Source organism: Streptomyces griseobrunneus, assembly GCF_046713465.1.
GTDB classification, from domain to species: Bacteria; Actinomycetota; Actinomycetes; order Streptomycetales; family Streptomycetaceae; genus Streptomyces; species Streptomyces microflavus.
Window position 1 is genome coordinate 6,681,648 of sequence record NZ_CP177080.1, and the last position, 24,139, is coordinate 6,705,786.

Below are 24,139 nucleotides of genomic sequence, written 5' to 3' on the forward strand. Positions count from 1 at the left end.
AAGAGCTTCGATTGCTTCGAACCGAGCGGGGTGAGCTACATGGCGACCAAGGACACCGGCGGCGGACAGCAGAAGGCGACGCGTTCCACCGAGGAGACCGAGGAGCAGACGCAGGACGCGCAGGCCTCCGAGGACCTTGCGGAGCGCCAGGAGAAGCTGAGCGACGATGTCGACTCGGTGCTGGACGAGATCGACGACGTCCTCGAAGAGAACGCCGAGGACTTCGTCCGCTCCTTCGTTCAAAAGGGTGGACAGTAGTTCATGAATGTGAACGCCCGGTAGCGTTCCGGGCGACCGCGGTACTCGGGGGAGACGGGGTGACGGCGACCGCCACGGCGTGCGCCGTCACCCCGCTCGCCAACCGGTGGAGCCCCTCCGGTTCGCGGGCGCGGGATCGTCGCAGATCCCTCCGCCGAACATGTGGATCACCGCCCCCGGGCGGGTAGGGTCCGTGGCGTACGTTGCTTCAACTGCAATTCGGCCATCGGCAAGTTGGGGGATGATCCTGACTCTCTTGCGCAGGGCCATCGCATACCTGGAGGGAAACGCGTGGAAGCCAACACTCGTAGCACCGGGCGTCTACCAGCTGCCTTCCTGACGCCGGGTTCGTCCTCGTTCATGGACTTCCTGTCCGACCAGTCGCCCGAGATGCTCCCGGGCAACCGGGTCCTACCGCCGCTCCAGGGGGCCATCGAGGCACCGCACGGGACGACCATCGTCGCGGCGTCCTTCCCCGGTGGCGTCGTCCTGGCCGGTGACCGGCGCGCCACCATGGGCAACATGATCGCGCAGCGCGACATCGAGAAGGTCTTCCCGGCCGACGAGTACTCGGCGGTGGGCATCGCCGGCACCGCCGGACTGGCCGTGGAGATGGTCAAGCTCTTCCAGCTGGAGCTGGAGCACTTCGAAAAGGTCGAGGGCGCCCAGCTCTCCCTGGAGGGCAAGGCAAACCGGCTCTCCACCATGATCCGCAGCAACCTGGCCATGGCCATGCAGGGCCTCGCCGTGGTGCCCCTCTTCGCGGGCTACGACGTCGACCGCGAGAAGGGCCGCATCTTCTCCTACGACGTCACCGGCGGCCGCTCCGAGGAGACCGGCTACGCCTCCACCGGTTCCGGGTCGATCTTCGCCCGCAACGCTATGAAGAAGCTCTACCGCGAGGATCTGACGGAGGAGCAGGCCCTCACCCTGGTCGTGCAGGCGCTGTACGACGCCGCGGACGACGACTCGGCGACCGGCGGTCCGGACGTGGCCCGCCGGATCTACCCGATCGTCACCGTGATCACCGACGAAGGCTTCCGGAGGCTGGGTGACCAGGAGTCCGCCGACATCGCGCGCTCCATCCTGGAACGCCGGCTGGAGCAGCCCGACGGCCCGCGCGCCGCGCTGCTCTGAGCAGGACTCCAGCCTCCCCCGACGCACTCGTCACTGACAGAAAGGGACGGATAGCCGGTGTCGACGCCGTTCTATGTCTCACCCCAGCAGGCCATGGCCGACCGGGCGGAATACGCCCGGAAGGGCATCGCCCGTGGTCGCAGCCTCGTTGTGCTGCAGTATGCCGACGGCATTGTGTTCGTCGGCGAGAACCCGTCCCGTGCGCTGCACAAGTTCAGCGAGATCTATGACCGGATCGGCTTCGCGGCCGCCGGCAAGTACAACGAGTACGAGAACCTCCGGATCGGCGGAGTCCGCTACGCCGATCTGCGCGGATACACCTACGACCGGGACGATGTGACGGCCCGTGGGCTGGCCAACGTCTACGCACAGACGCTCGGCACCATCTTCTCCAGCGCGGCCGAGAAGCCGTACGAGGTGGAGCTGGTCGTCGCCGAGGTCGGCTCAGCGGCCGAGGGCGACCAGATCTACCGGCTGCCGCACGACGGTTCGATCGTGGACGAGCACGGCTCGGTCGCGGTCGGCGGCAACGCCGAGCAGATCAGCAGCTTCCTGGACCAGCGCCACCGCGACGGCATGACGCTCGCCGAGGCGCTCAAGCTGGCCGTCCAGGCGCTCTCCCGGGAGCCGGGCGGCGGGGAGCGGGAGATTCCCGCCGAGCGTCTCGAAGTCGCGGTGCTGGACCGTACGCGGCCCCAGCAGCGCAAGTTCAAGCGGATCGTCGGCCGCCAGCTGACCCGGCTGCTCGACGCGGACGCGGCGGGCACCACGCCGACGGACGCCCCGTCCGACATCGAGGAGACCGACTCCACCTCCACCGGCACCTCCACCGGCACCGCGCCCGGTTCCACGGAGGAGTAGGCGCCCGCGACTCGGCGTGCCCCCGGGCCCCCAGCCCGGGGGCACGGTCATGCCCGGGCGGCGGGCGGCCCGGTGGAGCCGCGTACGACCAGCCGGACCGGCAGTCCGCCCGGCTCGGCGGGGCGGCCCTCCAGCACTGCGAGCAGCGCCGCCATGCCCCGCTCCCCGACCTGCTCGGCGGGCAGCTGCACGGTGGTGAGCTCCGGTTCGACGGCGGTGGCCAGGGCGAGGTCGTCGAAGCCGGTGACCGAGAGGTCGTCCGGCACCCGCAGCCCGAGCCGGCGGGCCGCCTTGCAGGCGCCGGCCGCCAGGATGTCGTCGTCGCAGACGATCGCGGTGGGCCGCTCCCCGGCGACGGCCAGCGCCTGCTCGGTGGCCTCCCGTCCGGCCCCTACGTCGAGCGGGGCCCGTACCGTACGCATCTCGGCACCCCGCACCGCGCCCACCGCCTCCCGCAGCGCCTGCGCCCGGACCGCGAACGTCCAGGTGTCCACGGCGGACGCCAGATGGACGAAACTGCGGTGGCCGAGGCCCAGCAGATGGTCCGTCACCTGGCGCATGCCGTCGGCGATGTCCAGGTTCACATGGGCCGCCGCGTCCGTCCCGGCCGGGTCGCTGTCCAGCATCACCAGCGGCAGCTCGGCCCCGTGCAGGGCGCTCAGGGCGTCGGAGGCCATGGAGGAGGCGATCACCCCGTCCAGGGCGGCACGGGCCGAGGCGAACGGGTCCCGGGCCGGTCCGGTGCCGTCCGGTGAGGGGTAGAGCACCACCCCGAAGTCGTGCTCGGCGGCGACGGCGGCGGCCCCGGTGTAGACCCGGGCGAAGAACTCGTTGGTGAGCGCCGGGACCACCAGCAGCGCGGTCCTGGTGCGGCCGAGCCGCAGGTTGCGGGCGGCCAGATTGGGCCGGTAGCCGAGCTCCGCCGCGCACTCCCGGACCCGCTGCGCCGTGGCCTCGGACACCCTGCCCGGCCACTTCCCGCCGAGCACGAGCGAGACCGTCGCCTGCGAGACACCCGCCGCTCGGGCCACGTCGCGGCTGGTGGGCCGGGGCGGGACGGGCTGGTGCGAGTCGGTCACTCGGGCCTCCGTGCGGGATGTTCCGTGATGCCGCGAGGTGGACCCGCGGGCTGCGCACATGGTACGTATGAGCCTCGACGTTATACGTAAAACCTCGGGTGGCGGCAGTCGTCCGGCGGAAAGGGGCGGGAATGGCCGCGGGATATCTGGACATCCTCCGGGAGCGGCATGCCGCCCGGCTGCTGACGGGCACCCTGGTGGGGCGGCTGCCCAACGGCACCGCCCACATCGCGATCGTGCTGTTCACCCGCGCCGAGGGGGGCAGCTACACCCTGGCCGGCGCCCTGGCCGCCGCGTACGGGCTGGCCACCGCCGTCGGGCAGCCGTTGCTGGGCCGGGCGGTCGACGTCTACGGGCAGCCGCGCGTCCAGCTCCCCGCCGCCGTGCTCTCCGCGCTCGGCATGGCCCTGCTGGCCCTCGCGGGCCTCGGCTCGCTCCCGCTGGCCTACGCGGCCGTCGTCGTCGCCGGAGTCGCCACACCGCCCCTGGAGGGCGGGCTGCGGGCCCTGTGGCCCAGCGTGCTGAAGCGCGAGGACCAGGTGCACCGGGCGTACGCCATGGACGCCGTGGCGCAGGAGATCATGTTCACGGTCGGGCCGCTCCTGGTGACGGTCCTCGTCTCGCTCTGGTCCCCGTCCGCCGCCCTGCTCGTCATCAACGCCATCGGCGTCCTGGGCGCGTTGTCGGTCGTCCTGTCGGAGCCCTCGCGCACCTGGCGCTCCGCACCCCGCGAGGCGCACTGGCTCGGCGCCCTGCGCTCGCCCGGACTCCTCGCCCTGCTCGGCGCGTTCTTCTTCGTCGGGCTCGCGCTCGGCTCCATCACGGTGGCCGGTGTGGCCTACGCGGACGACCACGGCCGCGAGTCGGTGTACGGCTGGCTGATGGCCGCGCTCGGCCTCGGAGCCCTGATCGGGGGCCTGGGCTACGGGGCGCGGCAGTGGGCCGGGGCGCCCGAGCGGCGGCTGCGCGTCATCGTCGGCCTCCTGGCGCTCGGCTACCTGCCGTTGATGCTCACCCCTTCGGTCCCCGCCATGACCGCTCTCGCCGCCCTGGCCGGTGTCTTCCTCGCCCCGGCCATCGCGTGCTCGTTCATCGTGGTGGACCGGCACGCCCCGCGCGGCACGGTGACCGAGGCGTTCTCCTGGCTCGTCACCACCTTCGGCGTCGGCGCGGCAGCCGGAACAGCCGTCGCGGGACCGGCCGTCGAGCTCGGCTCGACCGCCTGGAGCTTCGGCGTGGCGGGTGTCGGCGGAGTGCTCGCCCTGGTGGTCCTGCTGGCCACCGGGAACGTCCTCGCAGCTCCCGTACATGACCCCGTCGTCGTGACGGGATCGGAAAATGATCGAAACGGTGCTGTCGAACCCGGTTTCAGCACCGGCCGTAAGGCGTAATGTTCAGTCATGGACCGCCGCATTTTCGGGCTGGAGAACGAGTACGGCGTCACGTGCACGTTCAGGGGACAGCGCCGACTGTCACCTGACGAAGTGGCGCGCTACCTCTTCCGCCGTGTTGTGTCATGGGGCCGCAGCAGCAATGTCTTTCTGCGGAACGGCGCCCGCCTCTACCTCGACGTGGGATCGCATCCGGAATATGCAACCCCCGAATGCGACGACGTGACCGAACTGGTCACGCACGACAAGGCGGGCGAGCGCATTCTCGAAGGCCTGCTCGTCGACGCCGAACGCCGCCTGCACGAGGAGGGAATCGCGGGCGACGTCTATCTCTTCAAGAACAACACCGACTCGGCGGGAAACTCCTACGGATGCCACGAGAACTACCTCGTGGCCCGGCACGGAGAATTCTCCCGGCTCGCGGACATCCTCATCCCCTTCCTCGTCACGCGTCAGCTCATCTGCGGTGCGGGCAAGGTGCTCCAGACCCCGCGCGGAGCCGTCTACTGCGTCAGCCAGCGTGCCGAGCACATCTGGGAGGGCGTCAGCTCCGCGACCACGCGCTCCCGGCCGATCATCAACACCCGGGACGAACCGCACGCCGACGCGGAGCGGTACCGCCGCCTCCACGTCATCGTCGGTGACTCGAACATGTCCGAGACGACCATGCTGCTCAAGGTCGGCGCCACCGACCTGGTGCTCCGCATGATCGAGGCGGGCACGGTGATGCGCGACCTGACCCTGGAGAACCCGATCCGGGCCATCCGCGAGGTCAGCCACGACCTCACCGGCCGGCGCAAGGTGCGTCTGGCCAGCGGCCGCGAGGCCTCGGCCATCGAGGTCCAGCGGGAGTACTACGAGAAGGCCGTGGACTTCGTCGAGCGCCGGGGCATCCGCACCGGCACCGTCGACCAGGTCCTGGAGCTGTGGGGCCGCACGCTCGACGCCATCGAGGCCGAGGACCTCGACCGGATCGACACCGAGATCGACTGGGTCATGAAGTACAAGCTCATCGAGCGGTACCGGGCCAAGCACAACATGACCATGTCGAACCCGCGGGTCGCCCAGATAGACCTCGCCTACCACGACATCCACCGTCGCCGCGGTCTGTTCTACCTCCTGGAGAGGAAGGGCCAGACCGCCCGCATCTGCAACGACCTGAAGATCTTCGAGGGCAAGTCCGTGCCCCCGCAGACCACCCGGGCGAGGCTGCGCGGCGACTTCATCCGCAGGGCCCAGGAGCAGCGGCGGGACTTCACCGTGGACTGGGTCCACCTCAAGCTCAACGACCAGGCGCAGCGCACGGTGCTCTGCAAGGACCCGTTCCGTTCAGTTGACGAGCGAGTGGAGAAGCTGATCGCGGGCATGTGAGCCGCTCCGGGGGTACCTCTCGGCCGGCTGTCGCGTGACAGGGCCCCGTACGTTCCTCGTACGGGGCCCTGTCCACGGCCTAGAGTGGTCGGACTCAACCACAGTGCCCCCTGAGATCTGAGGAACCAGTGCGCCGAATTGCCGGCCTTCTCGTCGCCCCCCTCCTGCTGCTGTCGGCAGTGGCCTGCGGCAGCGACGACAAGGCCTCCGACTCCGCCTCGTCCAAGAACGGCGTGCCCGCGATCACCGCAGGCGCGAAGTTCGGCGAGAAGCCCACCCTCTCCAAGGGCAAGGGAGAACCGCCCAAGGAGCTGAAGACCGAGGTCATCAGTGAGGGCGACGGTGCGAAGCTCAAGAACGGCGACGCGATCCAGGTCAACTACCTCGGTCAGTCGTGGGACTCCGACAAGCCGTTCGACAACAGCTTCGACCGCAAGCAGCCGTTCGATCTGACGCTCGGCGCGGGCATGGTCATCCAGGGCTGGGACAAGGGTCTCGTCGGCCAGAAGGTCGGCAGCCGCGTCCAGCTGGTCATCCCGCCGGAGCTCGGCTACGGCGAGCAGGGCCAGGGCGACATCAAGCCGAACGCCACCCTCGTGTTCGTCGTCGACATCCTGAAGGCCACCCAGATCCCGGCCTCCGCCAAGGGCACCGAGGTCGCCCAGGACAACATCGACCTGCCCAAGGTCGGCACCAACGACGACGGCAAGGCGCCGAAGGTCACCATCCCCAAGAACGACCCGCCGAAGAAGCTGGCCTCCAACTACATCCTGGAGTCCGACGGTGAGGTCATCAAGGAGAGCGACAGCGTCGTCGTGAACTACGTCGGTCTGGTGTGGAAGGGGGCCAAGGAGTTCGACAGCACCTACGCCCAGGGCAAGACGCAGACCTTCCCGCTGGCCCAGGTCACCCTCAAGGGACTCAAGGACGGCCTGATCGGCAAGAAGGTCGGCAGCCGGGTGCTCCTCGTGATCCCGCCGGACCAGGCCTTCGGCGACCAGCAGCAGCAGGCCATCCCGAAGAACTCCACGCTGGTCTTCGCCGTGGACGTCCTGGCCAAGATGTAAGACTGTCCCGGTTGCCCAGTTCATCATTTAGAGGAGCAGTTCAGTGAGCATCGAGAAGCCCGAGATCGACTTCCCGGGTGGCGAGCCGCCGGCCGACCTGGAGATCAAGGACATCTGGGAGGGCGACGGCCCCGTCGCCAAGGCCGGCGACCAGGTCAAGGTCCACTACGTGGGCGTGGCCTTCTCCACCGGCGAGGAGTTCGACGCCTCCTGGAACCGCGGTACGCCGCTGGCCTTCAACCTCGGCGCCGGCCAGGTCATCGCCGGCTGGGACCAGGGCGTGCAGGGCATGAAGGTCGGCGGCCGCCGCCAGCTGACCATCCCCGCGAACCTCGCCTACGGCGACCGCGGCGCCGGCAGCGCGATCGCCCCGGGCGAGACGCTGATCTTCGTCTGCGACCTGGTCTCGGTCTGATCATTTCGGGTCGCGTGAGCAGTGCGATCCGCTCCGTTCCGGTCCCGTACGCTCCGTTCCGGTCAGCAGAATGAGGGCCCCCGCCGCACGGCGGGGGCCCTCACCGCTGTCCGGTCCACGAGCCCGCTTTGGTCCCCACACCCCGGGGCGGTACGGTCGACGGTCGTAGAGCACAAGAGAAAGGGCGTCGATGGCGATTGCCAAGGCCGAGCGGTTGATGAACCTCGCGCTGTGCCTGCTGGGGACCCGGCGCCCGCTCAGCAAGCGCGAACTCCGCGGCTCCATCGAGGCCTACCTCGAAGCGGGCTCCGACGACTCCTTCAACCGGATGTTCGAGCGCGACAAGGACGATCTGCGCGAGCTCGGCCTCGTCATCGAGACCGTCGAGAACCTCGACGGCGACACCGGATACCTGGCCCGCCGCGACAGCAACCGGCTGCCCCCCATCACCCTGGACGCCGAGGAGGCCGCGGCCCTCGGCCTCGCCGCCAAGGTCTGGCAGCAGGCCCGCCTCGCCGGTGCCGCCAGCGGCGCCCTGCAGAAGCTGCGCGCCGCCGGAATGCCCGAGGCCGAGGACGCCTACGAGGTGCACAGCGCCCTCGAACCCCGCATCCCCGTCCACGAGGCCGCCTTCGAGCCCCTGATGCTCGCCTGCCGTGACCGCCGCCCGGTCACCTTCGACTACCGCAAGGCCAACTCCGCCGCCCCCGTGCAGCGCCAGGTCGAGCCCTGGACCCTCGAATGCTGGCGCGGCCACTGGTACCTCGCGGGCTGGGACCGGGGCCGCGGCGCCGAGCGCGTCTTCCGGCTCTCCCGCATCACCGGCAAGGTCCGCTCCCGCGCCGGAGCCTTCACCGCCGAGGTTCCCGACGTCGTCACGGTCCGCGAGACCGTCGAGAGCTGGGCCGGCGAGACCGCCACCCGGACCGCCCGGATCAGGCTCCGCGCCGGGTCCGGCTACCCGCTGCGTTCGCGGGCCATATCCGTCCACGAGCGCGGCGACGGCTGGGACGAGCTGGAGATCCCGTACGGACACGGTCTCGACGCCTGGCTCGTCGAGTTCGGGCCGGACGTCGTCGTGGAGGAACCCGCCGATCTGCGGGCCGATGTGGTGGACCGGCTGCGCGCCGTGGCCAAGGATTAGGGACGGGACCGTAGCGATGGCCACGAACGCGATCGACCAGACCCGCCGGATGCTCTCCCTGGTGACGTACCTGCGTGAGCGCCCCGGCGCCCACGTCCAGGACGTGGCGCGGGCCTTCGGGATCACCGAGGACGAGCTGATCTCGGACCTCGACGTGCTGCCCATGTGCGGGACCAGCTTCCGCGGCGGCGACCTCCTCGACATCGACACCGACGGCGACCGGATCTGGTGGCACAACCCGGACGACGTCGCCGAGCCCCTCCGGCTCGCCGCCGACGAGGCCACCGCGCTGCTGGTCGCCGCCCGCGCCGTCGCGACCCTGCCCGGACTGCGCGAGAGCGACCGGCTCGCCCTGGTCCGCGCCACCGCCAAGCTGGAGACCGCGGCGGGGGAGTCCGGTGCGGCCAGCTCCCGGCTCTCGGTGACCTTCGAGGCGGAGGGCGGTGTCTTCGCCGACGTCGACCGTGCCATCTCCGAGCGCCGCCGCCTCTGGTTGCGCTACTACTCGCCCGCCCGCGACGAGCTCACCGAGCGCGAGGTCGACCCGATCCGGCTCTTCGCCGTCGGCCACACCTACATGGAGGGCTGGTGCCGGCTCTCCGAGGCCCGCCGGACCTTCCGCCTCGACCGCGTCGCCGAGATCCGCCTCCTCGACGCCCCCTCCGCACCGCCGGAGCTGGAACTGCGCGACCTCTCCGAAGGTCTGGTCCAGCCCGCCGCCGAGGACCCCGAGGTCGTCATCGAGGTCGGCACCGGAGGGCGCTGGGTCGCCGAGTACTACCCGCACGACTCCGCCGAGGAACTGCCCGACGGCGGACTGCGGATCACCTTGCGCACCCCGGACCCGGCCTCCCTGCGCCGCCTCGCCCTGCGCCTCGGCGGCGAGGGCCGCATCGTCGCCCCGCCGGAACTCGCCGACAGCGCCCGGACGGCGGCCCGCGAGGCGCTCACCGCCTACGACACGGCCTGAGCGGGCCCGGAGCGGAGACGAGATGAACCCGACCCACCTCGTACCGGTCACCACCGGCACGGCCGTCCGCACCGGCCCGGTCCCGGTACCCGTACCCGCCGCCGTACGGTTCCGGGCCGCCTGCCCCGACTGCCGCGGGCGCTTCGATCTCGCGGCGGGCGCGCTGCGGCTGGCGATCGGAGCCAGCAGCCGCACCACCTTCTACACCTTCACCTGCCCGGAGTGCGCCGCCCCGGTCCGCAAGCCCGCCGGGGAGCGCATCATCGAACTGCTCACCGGCGGCGGCGTACGGACCCTGCGCCTGCACGCCACCCCGTAGCACCGCCCCACCGCCCCGTAGGAAGAGGCACCGCCGCATGTTCTGGCCCATGCTCGCCATCGTCCTGGGATTCCTGGGGGTCGCCGTCCTCGGCGTACTGGCCATCAAGGTCTTCGTCGAGGCCCAGCGTCTCGGGCGTCAGGTCACGACCACCACCGAGCGGATCAACCAGGCGTCGGAAGAGCTCGAACGGGCGGCGACGCGCCTCGCGGCCACCGGCGACAGCCTGCGATAACGGGGCCGCGGCCTGATGTTCCAGGGCCCCGAGGGGTACGCTGCAAGGGACGGCCCAGGCAGGGAGGCGCGGGCCGCAAGCCGCAGTACGCACGGGCATTGCCTCGCGTTTACCCCTGCGGGTTACGATCGCTGCCAAGCGCAACGATCGGACGTATGCCCGGTCGAACGGGTAGCGAGCCCACCCTCCAGCCGCCTCAGTGAGAAGGAAGTCGCACATGATCGGCAATCTGAAGCCCCTCGAGATCGTTCTGATCATCGCTGTCATCCTGCTGCTCTTCGGTGCCAAGAAGCTTCCCGACATGGCGCGTTCGCTCGGCAAGTCGGCCCGCATCCTCAAGAGCGAGGCCAAGGCGATGAAGAAGGACGACGCGGCGACCGCCACGCCCACGACGGAGACCGTCGCGGACCCGACCCCTCCGCAGTCCACCACCGCGCGCACCATCCAGGCCGCTCCGGGTGACGTCACCAGCTCCCGTCCGGTCAACGAGCCCAAGCCCACCACCCAGAGCTGACAGCTGACGCGCTCCGCCGACAGCCGCCGCACGAGACGAGGGAAGTGGGTTGCTCAAGTCTGCCCGCAAGCAGGAGAAGGACGAAGAGGGGCGGATGCCTCTCCTCGATCACCTGCGTGAGCTGCGTAACCGGCTGCTGAAGGCCGTGCTGGCGATCGTCGTGGTGATGATCGTGGCTGCGTTCTACCAGAAGGAGATCTACGAGTTCCTTCTGGCTCCCATCCAGGACTCGGTCGGCTGCCGCAACGGTGTGGTCACCACGGTCGACGGCAAGTCCTGCGCGCTGCTGAAGACCGACACCCTGATCGGTCCCTTCACCAACGCGCTCAAGGTCGCGCTGATGTCCGGCGTGCTGCTGGCGACCCCGGTCTGGCTGTACCAGGTGTGGGCCTTCGTCGCCCCGGGCCTGCACAAGGGCGAGAAGCGCTACGCCTACGGCTTCGCCGTCGTCGGTGCGCCGCTCTTCCTGTCCGGCGGTTACCTCGCCTACAAGATCCTGCCGCAGACCGCCGAGATCATGCTCGGATTCAGCCCCGACGACGTGCAGAACCAGATCGGCCTCGACAGCTACCTGGACCTGCTCGTCCGCATGGTGATCGTCTTCGGGCTCGCCTTCGAGCTGCCCCTGCTGCTCATCGCGCTGAACATGACGGGCGTCGTCACCGGAAAGCGGATGCTCGGCTGGTGGCGAGGGATGATCGTCGGTCTCACCGCTTTCGCGGCCATCGCCACCCCCGGCGGTGAACCCATCTCCATGCTGCTGCTGGCCGGTCCGCTCGCGGTGCTCTACTTCGTCGCCGTCGGCTTCTCCCTGCTGAACGACAAGCGGCGCAACCGCAACAACCCCGACGCCGAGCTCAGCGACGACGAGGCCTCCCACCTGGACCTGACCCCCGAGCCGGTCGGCGGGATCGAGCCCGTGGCGGCCCCGCGCAGAGCGCTGCCGGAGCAGGCGTCCGGCGAGAGTGACGGTTCCCGTTCGCACCGGCTCAACGGTTACGACGACATCACCTGACCTTGTAGGGTCCGGCGCGTGACCAGCGAGATCACCCTCTTCGTCAATCCCACCGCAGGACGCGGCCGGGGCGCGCACGCCGCGCAGCCGGCCGCTTCCGCGTTGCGGGACGCCGGCTTCTCCGTCCGTACGGTCCTCGGCGAGGACGCCGACGACGCGCTGCGCCGGGCCCGCGAGGCCGTGGCGGCGGGGACCGGGGCGCTGATAGCCGTGGGCGGGGACGGGCTGATGTCCCTCGCCCTCCAGGCCGTCGCCGGGACGGCCACCCCGCTCGGCGTCGTCGCCGTCGGCACCGGCAACGACTTCGCCCGCGCGCTGGGCCTGCCGATCCGCGACCCGGCCGCCGCCGGACGGCTGGCCGCGCGGGCGCTCAAGGAGGGGAACCACCGCGCGATCGACCTCGGACGGGTAGGGGAGCGCTGGTTCGGCTCGGTCCTCGCCTCCGGCTTCGACTCCCGGGTCAACGACCGGGGCAACCGGATGCGCTTCGTCGGCGGCCGGTTCAAGTACGACCTCGCGATCCTCGCCGAACTCGCCGCCTTCGCCCCGATCCCGTATCGCATCCGGCTCGACGGGGGAGAGGCCCGCGAGATTGAGGCCACCCTCATCGCGGTGGGCAACGGCACCACGTACGGCGGAGGCATGCGGATCTGCGCCGACGCCGAGATGGACGACGGGCTCTTCGACGTGACCGTGGTGGGGGAGTGCACCCGCACCACGCTTCTCAAGGTCTTCCCGAAGGTCTACAAGGGCACGCACCTGGGCCACCCCGCCGTCACCGTCCACCGGGTCTCCTCGATCGAGCTGGCGGCGGCCGGTGTCACGGCGTACGCGGACGGTGAACCCCTGGGCCCGCTGCCGCTCACCGCGACCTGCGTACCGGGTGCCGTACAGGTGCTGGCAGGGTGAAGGACCGAGGGGATTTAAAGATCGGGCTGAGTGTCAGAGGTGACGGGTAGGCTCGTAGCCAAGATGACAGAGGACCTCTCACCAGCTGAGCGATACCAGGCATCCCGCGCCCGTGCGGCCGAGATGGCGACGGCCCTCGGGCCCTTCCGGGAGATGTACGAGTTCGGACTGGACCCGTTCCAGATCGAGGCCTGCCAGGCTCTTGAGGCGGGCAAGGGGGTGCTGGTCGCGGCCCCGACGGGGTCGGGCAAGACGATCGTCGGCGAGTTCGCCGTGCACCTGGCCCTGGAGCAGGGCCGCAAGTGCTTCTACACCACGCCGATCAAGGCGCTCTCCAACCAGAAGTTCGCCGACCTGGTCAAGCGGTACGGCGCGGACAAGGTCGGCCTGCTGACCGGCGACAACAGCGTCAACTCCGAGGCGCCGGTGGTCGTGATGACCACCGAGGTCCTGCGGAACATGCTGTACGCGGGCTCCCAGTCGCTGTCCGGCCTCGGCTATGTGGTCATGGACGAGGTGCACTACCTCTCCGACCGCTTCCGGGGCGCGGTGTGGGAGGAAGTGATCATTCACCTCCCGGAGTCGGTGACTCTGGTGTCCCTCTCGGCCACCGTGTCCAACGCGGAGGAGTTCGGCGACTGGCTGGACACCGTGCGCGGCGACACCGAGGTGATCGTCTCCGAGCACCGGCCGGTGCCGCTCTGGCAGCACGTCATGGCCGGACGCAAGATGTACGACCTCTTCGAGGAGGCGACCGACCACGGGGGTCGCGGCGCCGGACGCCGTGAGGTCAACCCGGACCTGGTCCGGCTTGCCCGGCAGGAGAACCAGAACGTCTACAACCCCCGGGACCGCCGCCGGGGCAAGATGGTGCGCGAGGCCGACCGCGAGCGCGAGAGGCGCCAGCGCAGCCGGATCTGGACGCCCGGGCGGCCCGAGGTCATCGACCGGCTGGACAACGAGGGGCTGCTGCCCGCCATCACGTTCATCTTCAGCCGGGCCGGCTGCGAGGCCGCCGTGCAGCAGTGCCTGCACGCCGGACTCCGGCTCAACGACGAGGACAAGCGCCGGCTGGTGCGCGAGATCGTCGAGGAGCGGACCGCCTCCATCCCCGGCGAGGACCTGCACGTCCTGGGCTACTACGAGTGGCTCGAAGGCCTGGAGCGGGGCATCGCGGCGCATCACGCGGGCATGCTGCCGACCTTCAAGGAGGTCGTCGAGGAACTGTTCGTACGGGGCCTGGTGAAGGCGGTCTTCGCCACCGAGACCCTGGCGCTCGGCATCAACATGCCCGCGCGTTCCGTGGTGCTGGAGAAGCTCGTCAAGTGGAACGGCGAACAGCACGCCGACATCACCCCCGGCGAGTACACCCAGCTCACCGGTCGGGCCGGGCGCCGCGGCATCGACGTCGAGGGCCACGCGGTGGTCCTGTGGCAGCGCGGCATGGACCCGACGGCGCTGGCCGGGCTCGCGGGGACGCGTACGTATCCGCTGCGCTCCAGCTTCCGCCCCTCGTACAACATGGCCGTCAACCTGGTGCAGCAGTTCGGGCGGCACCGGTCGCGGGAGCTGCTGGAGACCTCGTTCGCCCAGTTCCAGGCGGACAAGTCGGTCGTCGGTATCTCACGGCAGGTGCAGCGCAACGAGGAGGGCCTGGAGGGCTACAAGGAGGGCATGACCTGCCACCTCGGTGACTTCGAGGAGTACGCGCGGCTGCGCCGCGACCTCAAGGACCGGGAGACGGAGCTCGCCAAGCAGGGCGCGGCGCAGCGGCGGGCGGCGGCGGCCTCCTCGCTGGAGAAGCTGAAGCCGGGCGATGTCATCCATGTGCCGACGGGGAAGTTCGCGGGACTGGCGCTCGTGCTGGACCCGGGGCTTCCCGCCGGGCGGGCCAACGGGCACCGCGGGTTCGACCACCACGACGGGCCCCGGCCGCTGGTGCTGACCGCCGAGCGACAGGTCAAGCGGCTGGCCTCGATGGACTTCCCGGTGCCGGTGGAGGCGCTGGACCGGATGCGCGTGCCGAAGTCGTTCAACCCGCGGTCGCCGCAGTCCCGGCGCGATCTGGCCTCCGCGCTGCGGACGAAGTCCGGGCACATCGTGCCCGACCGGCACCGCAGGGAGCGGGCGGCGGCCGCCGACGACCGCGAGATCAGCCGGCTGCGGACCGAGCTGCGCGCCCACCCCTGCCACGGGTGCGACGAGCGCGAGGACCATGCGCGCTGGGCCGAGCGCTACCACCGGCTGCAGCGGGACACGCGGCAGCTGGAGAACCGGATCGAGGGGCGGACGAACACGATCGCCCGGACCTTCGACCGGATCGTCGCGCTCCTGACCGAGCTGGACTACCTCCGGGGCAACGAGGTCACCGAGAACGGCCGGCGGCTGGCCCGGCTGTACGGGGAGCTGGACCTGCTCGCCAGCGAGTGTCTGCGGGACGGGGTCTGGGAAGGGCTCAACCCTGCTGAGCTGGCGGCTTGCGTCTCGGCGTTGGTGTACGAGGCGCGGCAGGCCGATGACGCGGTGGCGCCCAAGCTGCCGTCCGGTCCCGCGAAGCTCGCCATGGGCGAGATGGTGCGGATCTGGGGGCGGCTGGACGCGCTGGAGGAGGACTTCAAGATCAACCAGACGGAGGGGGTCGGGCAGCGTGAGCCCGATCTCGGCTTCGCCTGGGCGGTCTACATGTGGGCCTCCGGGCACACGCTGGACGAGGTGCTACGCGAGGCGGAGATGCCGGCGGGGGACTTCGTACGGTGGTGCAAGCAGGTGATCGACGTGCTGGGACAGGTGGCTGCGGCGGCTCCTCGGGAGGGGAGTGCGGGGGCGAGCTCTGTGGCTCGGAATGCCCGGAAGGCCGTTGATGCGGTGCTTCGGGGGGTTGTGGCCTACAGCTCTGTCGGCTGACGCCGACGGGGGCGGGGGCGGGGTGTGGGGCGCCTGCGGCGGGCCTGTTCCCCTACCCGCCCCTTCCCGAAACCGGGGCTCCTCCCCCCGGGGCTCCCCCCCCGGGACCCCGCTCCTCAAACGCCGGAGGGGCTGAGTGGGGCTTCAGGTGCTGCGGCTTCTTGTCGCTGCTCCGGCGCAGACCATGCCCAGCAGTACCGTCAGTCCGCCGACGATGATGTTGTTGAGGACGATTCCGGCGTCCGGGCTGTTCCCGACCACCCAGGTCGACACGATTATCCACACACCGATGGCGCACATCGCCCAGCTCAGGCCGTACATCCGCTCGGGCATCATCGTGAAGCCCAGGGCCAGGACCGCGATCGCGATGCCCATGACGAGGTTGTGCGTCACCAGGGCGGGCTGGCTGGCCGTGAAGTGGAGCACCCAGGGGGAGACGGCGCAGTAGAGGCCGACGAGGAACACCGGCGCGTCCACCAGCGCCACATCGCGGCCGCCCATCACCCTGTCGTACCGCGCGCGCATTTCGGAGGCATCGGGGTGACCCGATATGTCACTCCTGGTGTCTGAGACGTTGGTCATGAGATTTCGTCTCCTTCGATCCTGTGGGCTCCGGCGCCAGAGGGAATTGGCGTCAGGCGCCCACATGTCTATTCTGCTCTTATCTGCCCCTTATGTGCACCCTTGTTATCCAGTTGTTCGGCGAGGATCAGAAGATCCGGGGTCCGCAGCACCCGGTCCCCGTGCCCGGGCAGCGGTACGTGCAGAAGCCCGGTCCAGCGGTCCGGGACGGCGTCGATGCCGTACACCGCGCCGGCCAAGCCGCCCGTCACGGCGGCCACCGTGTCGGTGTCCCCGCCCACGTCCACGGCGGCGGCCAGCGCGGCCTCGAACGTGTCCGTCGTGCGCAGCGCCCACAGGGCGGCGCCGAGGCAGGGCCAGACCGCTCCGTTGAACTCGGTCGCCAGGGCGGGGTGCCAGTCGGGTGCGAGGACCGCGGCCCATCGTGGCCGGTGGTCCGCGTGGACCTCGCCGAGGGTCTCCGAGAGGGCGGCGAGCGGGTCGTCCCCGGCCAGGGCCACCCGGACCAGCTCATGGAAGACGGCGGTGCCCTCCCAGGCCGCCCGGTCGCCGTGGGTCAGAGCGGCGAGTCGGCGGGCCGCGTCCATGGTCCGTGCCCGGCCGGCGGGGGCGAAGTAGACCGCCGACGTCGTTGCCCGCATGAGCGAACCGTTGCCCGCGGCCCGTCCGTTGACCTGGAAGTGCAGGGCCGCGGCCAGGTCCCACGGTTCGCCGTTGGTCAGTACGTCCTCGGTCTGGAGGCCGATGTCCTTCGGTTCGCCCGCCGCCCACCGTCGGAACCGGTCGAACACGTCCGGCAGGTCCAGGCCGCCCCGCTCCAGCAGCGATTCGCCGACCAGCACCGCCATCTGCGTGTCGTCCGTCGCCTCGCCCGGATCCCAGCCCCCGCCTCCGCACAACGTGGAGACGCCGTCGGGGAAGCGGGCGGAGAACACCCCTGCCGGGCCGAACTCGAAGGGGGCGCCGAGCGCGTCGCCCACGGCCGAGCCGACGACGGCTCCGGCCACCCGGCCGGCCCGGGAGGCTGCGTGCGGAGAGATCATCGGGTCAGGCTAGGGCACGGCGAAAGGCGGTGTGCCGCGATCCCCTGCGGCAAACCGCCCCTCACACCCGGGAAATTACTTCGGGGGCATCAGGACCGAGTCGACGATGTAGACCGTCGCGTTGGCGGTCGGGACGTTGCCGCAGACGATCTTCGAGGCGTCGTTCACGGTGTACTCCGTGCCCGAACCGGCCGTCGTCAGCTTGCTCTTCTCCAGCGTGTCGAACGAGCCCTTCTCCAGCTGCTGCGGCGTCAGCTTCTCGCCCACCACGTGGTAGGTGAGGACCTTGGTGAGCTCGGCCTTGTTCGCCAGCAGCGCGTCCAGGTCGGCCTTCGGGATCTTCGCGAACGCGTCGTTGGTCGGCGCGAACACCGTGATGTTCTCGGCGTTGTTCAGCGTGTCGACCAGACCGGCCTGCTTCACGGCGGCCACCAGCGTCGACAGCTCGGGGTTGTTCGAGGCGGCCGTCGCGACCGGGTCCTTCGCCATGCCGTCGAACGAGCCCGCGCCGTCCTGCGGCACCGACGCACAGCCCGGACCGAACGGCTTGTCCGTGGTCATGGAGTCGTCGGCCGAGGCGCTCGTGGAGGCGGCCGCGCTGGGGGTCGAGCCCGCCGCCGAGTCCTTGGAGGAGTCACCCGAGGAGCAGGCGGTCAGGGCCAGCGGCAGCACGGCTGCGGCGGCCACGGCGACGGCGGTGCGGCGGAAGTGGAGGGTGTTCATGGTGTTTCTCCTGGATCGAAGGTGCTGAGCGGGGGAAATGAACGGTGCTCAGGGGAGGGGGAGTGGGGAGGGTGAGAGGGAGAGATCGTGTAGGGGCCTTGCGGGGGCGGATTCCGGCGTTCCGCGGTCCGTCTCCCAGCCGCGGGAGACGGACCCGGTGCCGGAGCCGGTCGTCCGACCAGGAGCCGCCTCGCTCCTGCGGCCGGCCCGGCTCTCCCGACCGGTGACGGCGCACCGCCCGGACGGCTCCCCGGCCGTCCGGGCGGCGCTGCCGCCGCCGACCGCATCGCAGACCGGATCCGCCGACGGGGTGGACCGCCTGCCCGCCCCGCCCACCGCGGTGACCGGCGCCGGCCGGTGCACGTGGGGCACGGAGGGCGAGGGGGCGGTACACCGGGCACCGGGCCCGGTGGCCCGTCCGCCGGACGCGGCGAAGAAGGCACGCGCCGGGCGGGACCGCCGGGGCCCGAGGGCGCCGTCCGTCCGCGAAGTGTTCCGATCTGCTCTCACGCAAGAGATTCGGCGCGGGGCGCCCGGCGGATTGGTCCGGCCGGGTCATTCACTCGATCGAGGTAGTTCCGATCATCGACCAATCCTTCCGGCCACCTGCGACGAATGGAGTGCGAGGAGCGTCTCTGTACTGCTCCGAACAGCGCAGAAGGACCGGAGGGAGCCGGGATGGCAGGGGAGCGGCGGCGGACAGCCGTGGTGGGGAGCGGAGTGGCGGGACTGACCGCCGCCCACGTCCTGCGGGAGGCGCACGACGTCACGCTGTACGAGGCGGACGACCGGGTCGGAGGCCACGCCCACACGCATGAGCTGGGCTCGTCCGACGGCCGGGTGCACCGCGTCGACTCGGGCTTCATCGTGCACAACCGGCGGACCTACCCCCACCTCCTGCGGCTCTTCGACGAACTGGGTGTCGCGACCCAGGAGTCCGAGATGTCGATGTCCGTTCGGTGCGAGGGGTGCGGCCTCGAGTACGCGGGCGCCCGCGGCCCCGCCGGACTCCTCGCCCAGCCGCGCTCGCTCCTGCGCGGCCCGTATCTGCGGATGCTCGCCGAGGTGCCGCGCTTCCACCGGGCCGCCCGCGCGCTGCTGGAGCTGCCGGAGGGCCCGGCCACCGACATGACCCTCGGGGAGTTCGCCCGGCGCGGCGGCTTCTCCCCGTACTTCCACGCCCACTTCCTCACCCCCATGGTCTCCGCCGTCTGGTCCTGCGACCCGGTCACCGCCCTGCGCTACCCGGCCCGCTACCTCTTCGCGTTCCTGTCCCACCACGGCATGCTCACCATCGGCGACTCCCCGGTCTGGCGGACCGTCACCGGCGGCTCGCACGCGTACGTCGAGCGGGTCGTCAAACAGCTCACCGCCGTCCACACCGCCACCCCGGTCCGCGCCATCACCCGCCACGCGGACGGCGTCGAGCTCACCACCGAGGACGGCACGACCACGCCGTACGAGTCCGTCGTCATCGCCACCCACCCCGACCAGGCGCTCCGGCTGCTGGCCGACCCGACCGACGCCGAACGCGCCACGCTCGGCGCCTTCACGTACTCCCGCAACCCGACGCTCCTGCACACCGACACCACTCTGCTGCCCCGCAGCAGTGGTGCCAGGGCCTCCTGGAACTACCTGATGCCCTCCTGCGCCGCCGACGCCGACCGGGTCACCGTCAGCTACGACATGAACCGGCTCCAGCGGCTCGACGCACCCGATACCTTCGTCGTCACCCTGAACGGCTCCGACCGGGTCGACCCCGATTCCGTACGCGCCCGCATGGTCTACGAACACCCCGTCTACACCCCGGAATCCGTCGCGGCCCAGGCCCGGCTGCCCGCCCTCTCCGGACCCGTCACCGCCTACGCGGGGGCGTACCACGGCTGGGGCTTCCACGAGGACGGCTGCCGGTCGGGGGCCGAGGCCGCCGGGGCCCTGGGGGTGACGTGGTGAGCGGCCACAGCGGATCCCTGTACCCGTGCACCATCACGCACGTCCGGACCCGGCCCGGCAAGTACGCGCTGCGGCACCGGACCTACCTGTGGCTCATCGACCCGGACGCCCCGCCCCGGCTGCCGCGCGCCCTGCGGCCCCTGGCCCGGTTCGATCCCCGGGACCACTTCGGCGGCACCGCACCCACGATCCGGGCCGGGCTGAGCCGGTTCCTGGAAGCCCGCGGCGTTGACCTCGACGACGGCACCGTCACCATGCTCACCCAGGCCCGGGTCCTCGGCCATGTCTTCAACCCGCTCACCGTCTACTGGTGCCGCCGTGCCGACGGCTCCCCGCTCTGCGTCGTGGCCGAGGTGCACAACACGTACGGGGAACGGCACGGCTATCTGCTCCACCCGGACGGGAACGACCGTGCCACGACCGGCAAGGAGTTCTACGTCTCGCCGTTCTTCCCCGTCGACGGCGGGTACCGGATGCGGCTGCCCGAACCCGGCGACCGGCTCGACCTGAGCGTCCATCTGGAGCGCGAGGGCGGCCGCCCCTTCACCGCGACCGTACGGGGCACCCGCCGCCCGGCCACCCCCCGGGCGCTGGCCCGGCTCGCCCTGCGCCACCCCCTCTCCACCGTCGCCGTCTCCCTCGCCATCCGGCTGCACGGCATCCGGCTCTACCTGCGCGGCCTCCCCGTGCAGCCCCGTCCCCAGCACCGCCCACAGGAAGGCATGCAGTGACCGCGCCCACCCACCAGCTGCCGGCAGACCGGACCCCCGACCCGGCCGACCGGACCCCCGATCCGGCGGGACACGTCCCCGCGCCGAGGGGCCACGCCTCCGCCCCGGCCCGGCAGCAGCCCCCCGCAGTCGACCCCGAGCGCTGGCCCGACATCGTCACCCGGCCCCGCGCCTCCCGCGCCCGTACGGCACTCGCCGGCCGCATCGTCCGCCACGCGCTCGCCGGACTCCCCCTGCGCGCCCGGCTCGCCGGCGTCGAGGACATCGGCCTCGGCGGGCCGCTCATGGACATCCGGGACCCCGACGCCTTCTTCCGGCGGATCGGCGCGAGCGGGCTCATCGGGTTCGGCGAGTCCTACATGGCCGGCGAGTGGGACGCCCCCGACCTGGTGGGCGTGCTCACCGTCCTCGCCGACAACGCGGCGGAACTGATCCCCGCCCCGCTGCAACGGCTGCGCGCTCTCTGGGCGTTGCGCAAGCCCGAGGCACAGCTCAACACCCCCGAGGGCTCCCGGGAGAACATCAGCCACCACTACGACCTCTCCAACGAGCTCTTCGCCCTCTTCCTGGACGAGACGCTCTCCTACTCCTCCGCGGTCTTCCGGGGCTTCCCCGCCGAGCAGTCCCTGCTGCCCGCCGCCCAGCACCGCAAGATCGATCTGCTGCTGGACGCCGCCGGCGTCGGCGAAGGCACCCGGCTCCTGGAGATCGGCACCGGCTGGGGCGAACTCGCCGTCCGCGCGGCGGCCCGCGGCGCCCGGGTCGTCAGCGTCACCCTCTCCGCCGAACAGCGTGAACTGGCCCGTACGCGCATCCGCGAGTCCGGTTTCGAGGACCGGGCCGAGGTCCGGCTCTGCGACTACCGCCAGGTCACCGGCGAGTACGACGCCATCGTCAGCGTCGAGATGATCGAGGCGGTCGGCGAGGAGTTCTGGCCCGTCTACTTCCAGACCCTGGACCGGCTCCTGGCGCCCGGCGGCCGGGTCGCCCTCCAGGCCATCACCATGCCGGACGACCGGCTGCGCGCCAGCCGCTCCACATACACCTGGATCCACAAGTACATCTTCCCCGGCGGACTGCTGCCCTCCACCGAGGCGATCGAGCGGGTCACCACCGAGCACACCCGGCTGCGGACGGTCCAGCGCATCGGCTACGGCGCGCACTACGCCGAGACGCTGCGCCTGTGGCGCGAACGGTTCACCGAACGCTCCGCCGAGGTCGACGCCCTCGGCTTCGACGCCGTCTTCCGCCGTATGTGGACCTTCTACCTGGCCTACTCCGAAGCGGGCTTCCGCTCCGGCTACCTCGATGTGCAGCAACTGCTCCTGACCCGTGAACCGACCCACCAGGAGAACCTGTGACCACCACCGCCGACAGGCCCCCTGCTAAGCCGGCCGCCCGGCGCACCCCCACCGGCGCCGCCCAGCGGCTGGAACCCCTGGCCGAGCGGCTGCTCGGCGGTGGCCTGCCGGTCCGGGTACGGATGTGGGACGGCAGCGAGGCCGGACCCGAGGACGCCCCCACGGTCCATGTACGCTCCCGGCGCGCACTGCGCCGCCTGCTCTGGGAGCCGGGCGAACTGGGTCTGGCCGAGGCGTACATCACCGGGGAGATCGACCTGGACGAGGATCTCGGCGACGGGCTGCGCGCCATGCGCCGCGCGGTGAGCGAACGCGGTCTCACCCCGCCCGCGCCCTCGCTCGCCGACCGTCTCAGAGCGGCGGGCACGGCCCTGCGTCTCGGTGCCGTGGGGCCCCGCCCGCCGGTCCCCGCGGCCCGGGCGGGGCTGCGCGGGGCGCTGCACAGCAAGGCCCGGGACCGGGCGGCGATCAGCCACCACTACGACCTGTCCAACGCCTTCTACGCGCTGCTCCTCGACGAGACCATGGCGTACTCCTGCGGCTACTGGACCAGTGACGCGCCCGGCTACGGACCTGCCGACGCGCAGCGCGACAAGCTGGAGCTGATCTGCCGCAAGCTCGGACTGCGGCCCGGCGCACGCCTGTTGGACATCGGCTGCGGCTGGGGCTCGCTGACCCTCTACGCGGCCCAGCACCACGGCGTCCGGGTCACCGCCGTCACGCTCGCCGCCGAACAGGCCGCGTACGTACGGGGGCAGGTCGCGACACGCGGCCTGGAGGAGCTGGTCGAGGTCCTCAACATCGACTACCGGGACATCGCCGGGCGGCCGGAGACCCGGGGCACGTACGACGCCGTCTCCACCATCGAGATGGGCGAGCACGTCGGGGACGCCGAGTACCCCGCCTTCACCCGGATCCTGCACGACTCGCTGCGGCCGCAGGGCCGGGTGCTGGTCCAGCAGATGTCGCGGGGTGCCGACGCCCCGGGCGGCGGCGCGTTCATCGAGTCGTACATCGCCCCCGACATGCACATGCGGCCCGTCGGCGACACCGTCGGGCTGCTGGAGGGAGCGGGCCTCGAAGTGCGGGACGTCGAAGCCCTGCGCGAGCACTACGTGCTGACCGTGGACGCCTGGCGGCGGACGCTGGAGGAGCGCTGGACGGAGTTCACGGCCCTGGTGGGGGAGGAGACCGCGCGTGTCTGGCGGCTCTACCTCGTCGGCGGCGCCCTCGCGTTCGAGGAGCGGCGCATGGGCGTCGACCAGATCCTGTGCGTACGCCCCGACAGGACCGGCAGGGCCGCGATGCCGCCCACCCGGCGCGACTGGTACGAGGCGCAGCGGTGAGTGGCTTCGCCTGGGCCGCGTTCGCGAGCGGACTCGCGGGCGCGGCCGGCGCCGCACTCGCCGTCATGCTGGTCACCTTCGCCATCGCCCTCAGGAAGGGCGTCCACCGCATCGTCGACGTCGCCTGGGGCATCGGCTTCGCCGCCGTCGCCCTCGTCTCGTACGGCCTCTCGGCCGGTGAGGGCGACGACGTGCGGCGCCTGGTGGTGACCGTGCTGACGGTGGTCTGGGGCCTGCGGCTCGCCGTCCACATCGGGCGGCGCGGGCGCGGCCACGGCGAGGACCCGCGTTACGAGAAGATGCTCGCCAAGGCCCCCGGCCACCCCCAGCTCTACGCCCTGCGCAAGGTCTACCTGCTTCAGGGCGCGCTGGTCTGGCTGGTCTCGCTGCCGGTGCAGGCCGCGCAGTACCTGACCGGGCCCCTGGTCTGGTGGGCCTGGGCGGGCGCCGTCCTGTGGGCGGTCGGGCTGGCCTTCGAGGGGATCGGGGACCATCAGCTCGCCCGGTTCAAGGCCGACCCCGCCAACAAGGGGAAGATCATGGACCGGGGCCTGTGGTCATGGACCCGGCACCCGAACTACTTCGGTGACTTCTGCGTCTGGTGGGGCCTGTTCCTCTTCGTCTGCCAGGCACCCGGGGCCGCCGCTGCTACCGTCGTCGCCCCGCTGGTGATGAGCTTCCTGCTGACGAAGGGGAGCGGAGCGGCCCTGCTGGAGCGGCACATGGCCGACCGCCCGGGGTTCGCCGAGTACAGGGCACGCACCAGCGGGTTCTTCCCCCGGCCGCCGCGGCGCGGCTGACCTCTGTGGGG

24 protein-coding genes and 1 pseudogene are annotated in these 24,139 nt (G+C 71.2%); 21 read left to right on the forward strand and 4 right to left on the reverse strand.

Annotated features, from left to right (window positions below):
* Positions 1-39 precede the first annotated feature (39 nt).
* From ACK8N7_RS30415 to prcA, 4 genes and pseudogenes are all read left to right on the forward strand, one after another.
* Positions 40-258, forward strand: a complete 219-nt coding sequence (locus ACK8N7_RS30415) for a ubiquitin-like protein Pup (RefSeq protein WP_031123725.1) — start codon at positions 40-42, stop codon at positions 256-258.
* A gap of 153 nt (positions 259-411) precedes the next feature.
* Positions 412-598 (forward strand): annotated as a pseudogene (locus ACK8N7_RS30420) (endonuclease domain-containing protein); the annotation flags it as partial.
* Entirely contained in the window at positions 550-1,395 is an 846-nt protein-coding gene (gene prcB, locus ACK8N7_RS30425) for a proteasome subunit beta (protein WP_403211944.1), read from the forward strand. The pseudogene ACK8N7_RS30420 and the gene prcB, both read left to right, overlap by 49 nt.
* Positions 1,396-1,452: 57 nt before the next feature.
* Positions 1,453-2,256 (forward strand): proteasome subunit alpha, encoded by an 804-nt coding sequence (prcA, locus tag ACK8N7_RS30430; protein WP_500444592.1) that lies wholly within the window; start codon positions 1,453-1,455, stop codon positions 2,254-2,256.
* 47 nt (positions 2,257-2,303) lie between these two features.
* Here prcA and ACK8N7_RS30435 read toward each other — a convergent pair whose 3' ends face one another.
* Positions 2,304-3,335, reverse strand: a complete 1,032-nt coding sequence (locus ACK8N7_RS30435; protein ID WP_500444593.1) for a LacI family DNA-binding transcriptional regulator — start codon at positions 3,333-3,335, stop codon at positions 2,304-2,306.
* Positions 3,336-3,466: 131 nt separating this feature from the next.
* On the opposite strand from ACK8N7_RS30435, the gene ACK8N7_RS30440 reads away from it, so the two are divergent.
* The 12 genes from ACK8N7_RS30440 to ACK8N7_RS30495 all read left to right on the forward strand — a co-directional run bounded on the left by ACK8N7_RS30440 (position 3,467) and on the right by ACK8N7_RS30495 (position 15,589).
* Complete coding sequence (locus tag ACK8N7_RS30440; RefSeq protein ID WP_403211950.1) at positions 3,467-4,726, forward strand: MFS transporter; 1,260 nt, start codon at positions 3,467-3,469, stop codon at positions 4,724-4,726.
* A gap of 9 nt (positions 4,727-4,735) precedes the next feature.
* Positions 4,736-6,097 carry a Pup--protein ligase gene (gene pafA, locus ACK8N7_RS30445; RefSeq protein WP_214961680.1) on the forward strand — a complete coding sequence of 454 codons (1,362 nt, stop codon included), beginning with the start codon at positions 4,736-4,738 and terminating at the stop codon, positions 6,095-6,097.
* A gap of 128 nt (positions 6,098-6,225) precedes the next feature.
* Positions 6,226-7,164: an FKBP-type peptidyl-prolyl cis-trans isomerase gene (locus ACK8N7_RS30450; RefSeq protein ID WP_403211953.1), complete on the forward strand. Its 939-nt coding sequence runs from the start codon at positions 6,226-6,228 to the stop codon at positions 7,162-7,164.
* A 43-nt stretch (positions 7,165-7,207) separates the two neighbouring features.
* The gene (locus ACK8N7_RS30455; protein WP_391461973.1) at positions 7,208-7,579 is read left to right on the forward strand and encodes an FKBP-type peptidyl-prolyl cis-trans isomerase; all 372 of its coding nucleotides are present in this window, start codon (positions 7,208-7,210) and stop codon (positions 7,577-7,579) included.
* A 190-nt stretch (positions 7,580-7,769) separates the two neighbouring features.
* Positions 7,770-8,723, forward strand: coding sequence for a helix-turn-helix transcriptional regulator (locus ACK8N7_RS30460; RefSeq protein ID WP_015607505.1), 954 nt, complete (start codon positions 7,770-7,772; stop codon positions 8,721-8,723).
* Positions 8,724-8,739: 16 nt separating this feature from the next.
* Positions 8,740-9,693 carry a helix-turn-helix transcriptional regulator gene (locus ACK8N7_RS30465; RefSeq protein ID WP_403211955.1) on the forward strand — a complete coding sequence of 318 codons (954 nt, stop codon included), beginning with the start codon at positions 8,740-8,742 and terminating at the stop codon, positions 9,691-9,693.
* Positions 9,694-9,715: 22 nt separating this feature from the next.
* Positions 9,716-10,012, forward strand: coding sequence for a hypothetical protein (locus ACK8N7_RS30470; RefSeq protein ID WP_500444594.1), 297 nt, complete (start codon positions 9,716-9,718; stop codon positions 10,010-10,012).
* Positions 10,013-10,049: 37 nt separating this feature from the next.
* Complete coding sequence (locus tag ACK8N7_RS30475; RefSeq protein ID WP_403211959.1) at positions 10,050-10,247, forward strand: hypothetical protein; 198 nt, start codon at positions 10,050-10,052, stop codon at positions 10,245-10,247.
* Positions 10,248-10,464: 217 nt separating this feature from the next.
* Positions 10,465-10,761 carry a Sec-independent protein translocase subunit TatA gene (tatA, locus tag ACK8N7_RS30480; RefSeq protein WP_403211961.1) on the forward strand — a complete coding sequence of 99 codons (297 nt, stop codon included), beginning with the start codon at positions 10,465-10,467 and terminating at the stop codon, positions 10,759-10,761.
* A gap of 49 nt (positions 10,762-10,810) precedes the next feature.
* Positions 10,811-11,776 (forward strand): twin-arginine translocase subunit TatC, encoded by a 966-nt coding sequence (tatC, locus tag ACK8N7_RS30485; RefSeq protein WP_403211963.1) that lies wholly within the window; start codon positions 10,811-10,813, stop codon positions 11,774-11,776.
* 18 nt (positions 11,777-11,794) lie between these two features.
* Positions 11,795-12,685, forward strand: coding sequence for a diacylglycerol kinase (locus tag ACK8N7_RS30490; RefSeq protein WP_403211965.1), 891 nt, complete (start codon positions 11,795-11,797; stop codon positions 12,683-12,685).
* Positions 12,686-12,748: 63 nt separating this feature from the next.
* Positions 12,749-15,589, forward strand: a complete 2,841-nt coding sequence (locus tag ACK8N7_RS30495) for a DEAD/DEAH box helicase (protein ID WP_403211967.1) — start codon at positions 12,749-12,751, stop codon at positions 15,587-15,589.
* 144 nt (positions 15,590-15,733) lie between these two features.
* On the opposite strand, the gene ACK8N7_RS30500 is transcribed toward ACK8N7_RS30495, so the two are convergent.
* The 3 genes from ACK8N7_RS30500 to ACK8N7_RS30510 form a co-directional block, all read right to left on the reverse strand.
* Positions 15,734-16,171, reverse strand: a complete 438-nt coding sequence (locus tag ACK8N7_RS30500; RefSeq protein WP_403211969.1) for an SPW repeat protein — start codon at positions 16,169-16,171, stop codon at positions 15,734-15,736.
* 68 nt (positions 16,172-16,239) lie between these two features.
* The gene (locus tag ACK8N7_RS30505) at positions 16,240-17,214 is read right to left on the reverse strand and encodes an ADP-ribosylglycohydrolase family protein (RefSeq protein ID WP_403211970.1); all 975 of its coding nucleotides are present in this window, start codon (positions 17,212-17,214) and stop codon (positions 16,240-16,242) included.
* A gap of 75 nt (positions 17,215-17,289) precedes the next feature.
* The gene (locus ACK8N7_RS30510) at positions 17,290-17,937 is read right to left on the reverse strand and encodes a fasciclin domain-containing protein (RefSeq protein WP_403211972.1); all 648 of its coding nucleotides are present in this window, start codon (positions 17,935-17,937) and stop codon (positions 17,290-17,292) included.
* Between the two features lie 678 nt (positions 17,938-18,615).
* Between ACK8N7_RS30510 and ACK8N7_RS30515 the strand changes: the two genes are divergently transcribed.
* From ACK8N7_RS30515 to ACK8N7_RS30535, 5 genes are all read left to right on the forward strand, one after another.
* The gene (locus ACK8N7_RS30515; RefSeq protein WP_500444595.1) at positions 18,616-19,890 is read left to right on the forward strand and encodes an NAD(P)/FAD-dependent oxidoreductase; all 1,275 of its coding nucleotides are present in this window, start codon (positions 18,616-18,618) and stop codon (positions 19,888-19,890) included.
* Entirely contained in the window at positions 19,887-20,621 is a 735-nt protein-coding gene (locus ACK8N7_RS30520) for a DUF1365 domain-containing protein (protein ID WP_403211976.1), read from the forward strand. The genes ACK8N7_RS30515 and ACK8N7_RS30520 overlap by 4 nt, the downstream gene beginning before the upstream one ends.
* Positions 20,622-20,773: 152 nt before the next feature.
* Positions 20,774-21,982, forward strand: a complete 1,209-nt coding sequence (locus ACK8N7_RS30525) for a class I SAM-dependent methyltransferase (protein ID WP_403212261.1) — start codon at positions 20,774-20,776, stop codon at positions 21,980-21,982.
* Positions 21,979-23,328: a class I SAM-dependent methyltransferase gene (locus ACK8N7_RS30530; protein WP_403211978.1), complete on the forward strand. Its 1,350-nt coding sequence runs from the start codon at positions 21,979-21,981 to the stop codon at positions 23,326-23,328. Before ACK8N7_RS30525 ends, ACK8N7_RS30530 begins: the two co-directional genes overlap by 4 nt.
* The gene (locus ACK8N7_RS30535) at positions 23,325-24,128 is read left to right on the forward strand and encodes a DUF1295 domain-containing protein (RefSeq protein WP_403211980.1); all 804 of its coding nucleotides are present in this window, start codon (positions 23,325-23,327) and stop codon (positions 24,126-24,128) included. The genes ACK8N7_RS30530 and ACK8N7_RS30535 overlap by 4 nt, the downstream gene beginning before the upstream one ends.
* Positions 24,129-24,139 lie beyond the last annotated feature (11 nt).

Bases quoted from the DNA above. Each gene is read 5' to 3' on its own strand.
- ACK8N7_RS30470 (WP_500444594.1), top strand. From the start codon at position 9,716: ATGAACCCGACCCACCTCGTACCGGTCACCACCGGCACGGCCGTCCGC.
- ACK8N7_RS30460 (WP_015607505.1), top strand. From the start codon at position 7,770: ATGGCGATTGCCAAGGCCGAGCGGTTGATGAACCTCGCGCTGTGCCTG.
- tatA (WP_403211961.1), top strand. From the start codon at position 10,465: ATGATCGGCAATCTGAAGCCCCTCGAGATCGTTCTGATCATCGCTGTC.
- ACK8N7_RS30505 (WP_403211970.1), bottom strand. From the start codon at position 17,214: ATGATCTCTCCGCACGCAGCCTCCCGGGCCGGCCGGGTGGCCGGAGCC.
- ACK8N7_RS30500 (WP_403211969.1), bottom strand. From the start codon at position 16,171: ATGACCAACGTCTCAGACACCAGGAGTGACATATCGGGTCACCCCGAT.
- ACK8N7_RS30510 (WP_403211972.1), bottom strand. From the start codon at position 17,937: ATGAACACCCTCCACTTCCGCCGCACCGCCGTCGCCGTGGCCGCCGCA.
- ACK8N7_RS30495 (WP_403211967.1), top strand. From the start codon at position 12,749: ATGACAGAGGACCTCTCACCAGCTGAGCGATACCAGGCATCCCGCGCC.
- ACK8N7_RS30465 (WP_403211955.1), top strand. From the start codon at position 8,740: ATGGCCACGAACGCGATCGACCAGACCCGCCGGATGCTCTCCCTGGTG.
- ACK8N7_RS30415 (WP_031123725.1), top strand. From the start codon at position 40: ATGGCGACCAAGGACACCGGCGGCGGACAGCAGAAGGCGACGCGTTCC.
- ACK8N7_RS30475 (WP_403211959.1), top strand. From the start codon at position 10,050: ATGTTCTGGCCCATGCTCGCCATCGTCCTGGGATTCCTGGGGGTCGCC.
- ACK8N7_RS30515 (WP_500444595.1), top strand. From the start codon at position 18,616: ATGGCAGGGGAGCGGCGGCGGACAGCCGTGGTGGGGAGCGGAGTGGCG.
- pafA (WP_214961680.1), top strand. From the start codon at position 4,736: ATGGACCGCCGCATTTTCGGGCTGGAGAACGAGTACGGCGTCACGTGC.
- ACK8N7_RS30440 (WP_403211950.1), top strand. From the start codon at position 3,467: ATGGCCGCGGGATATCTGGACATCCTCCGGGAGCGGCATGCCGCCCGG.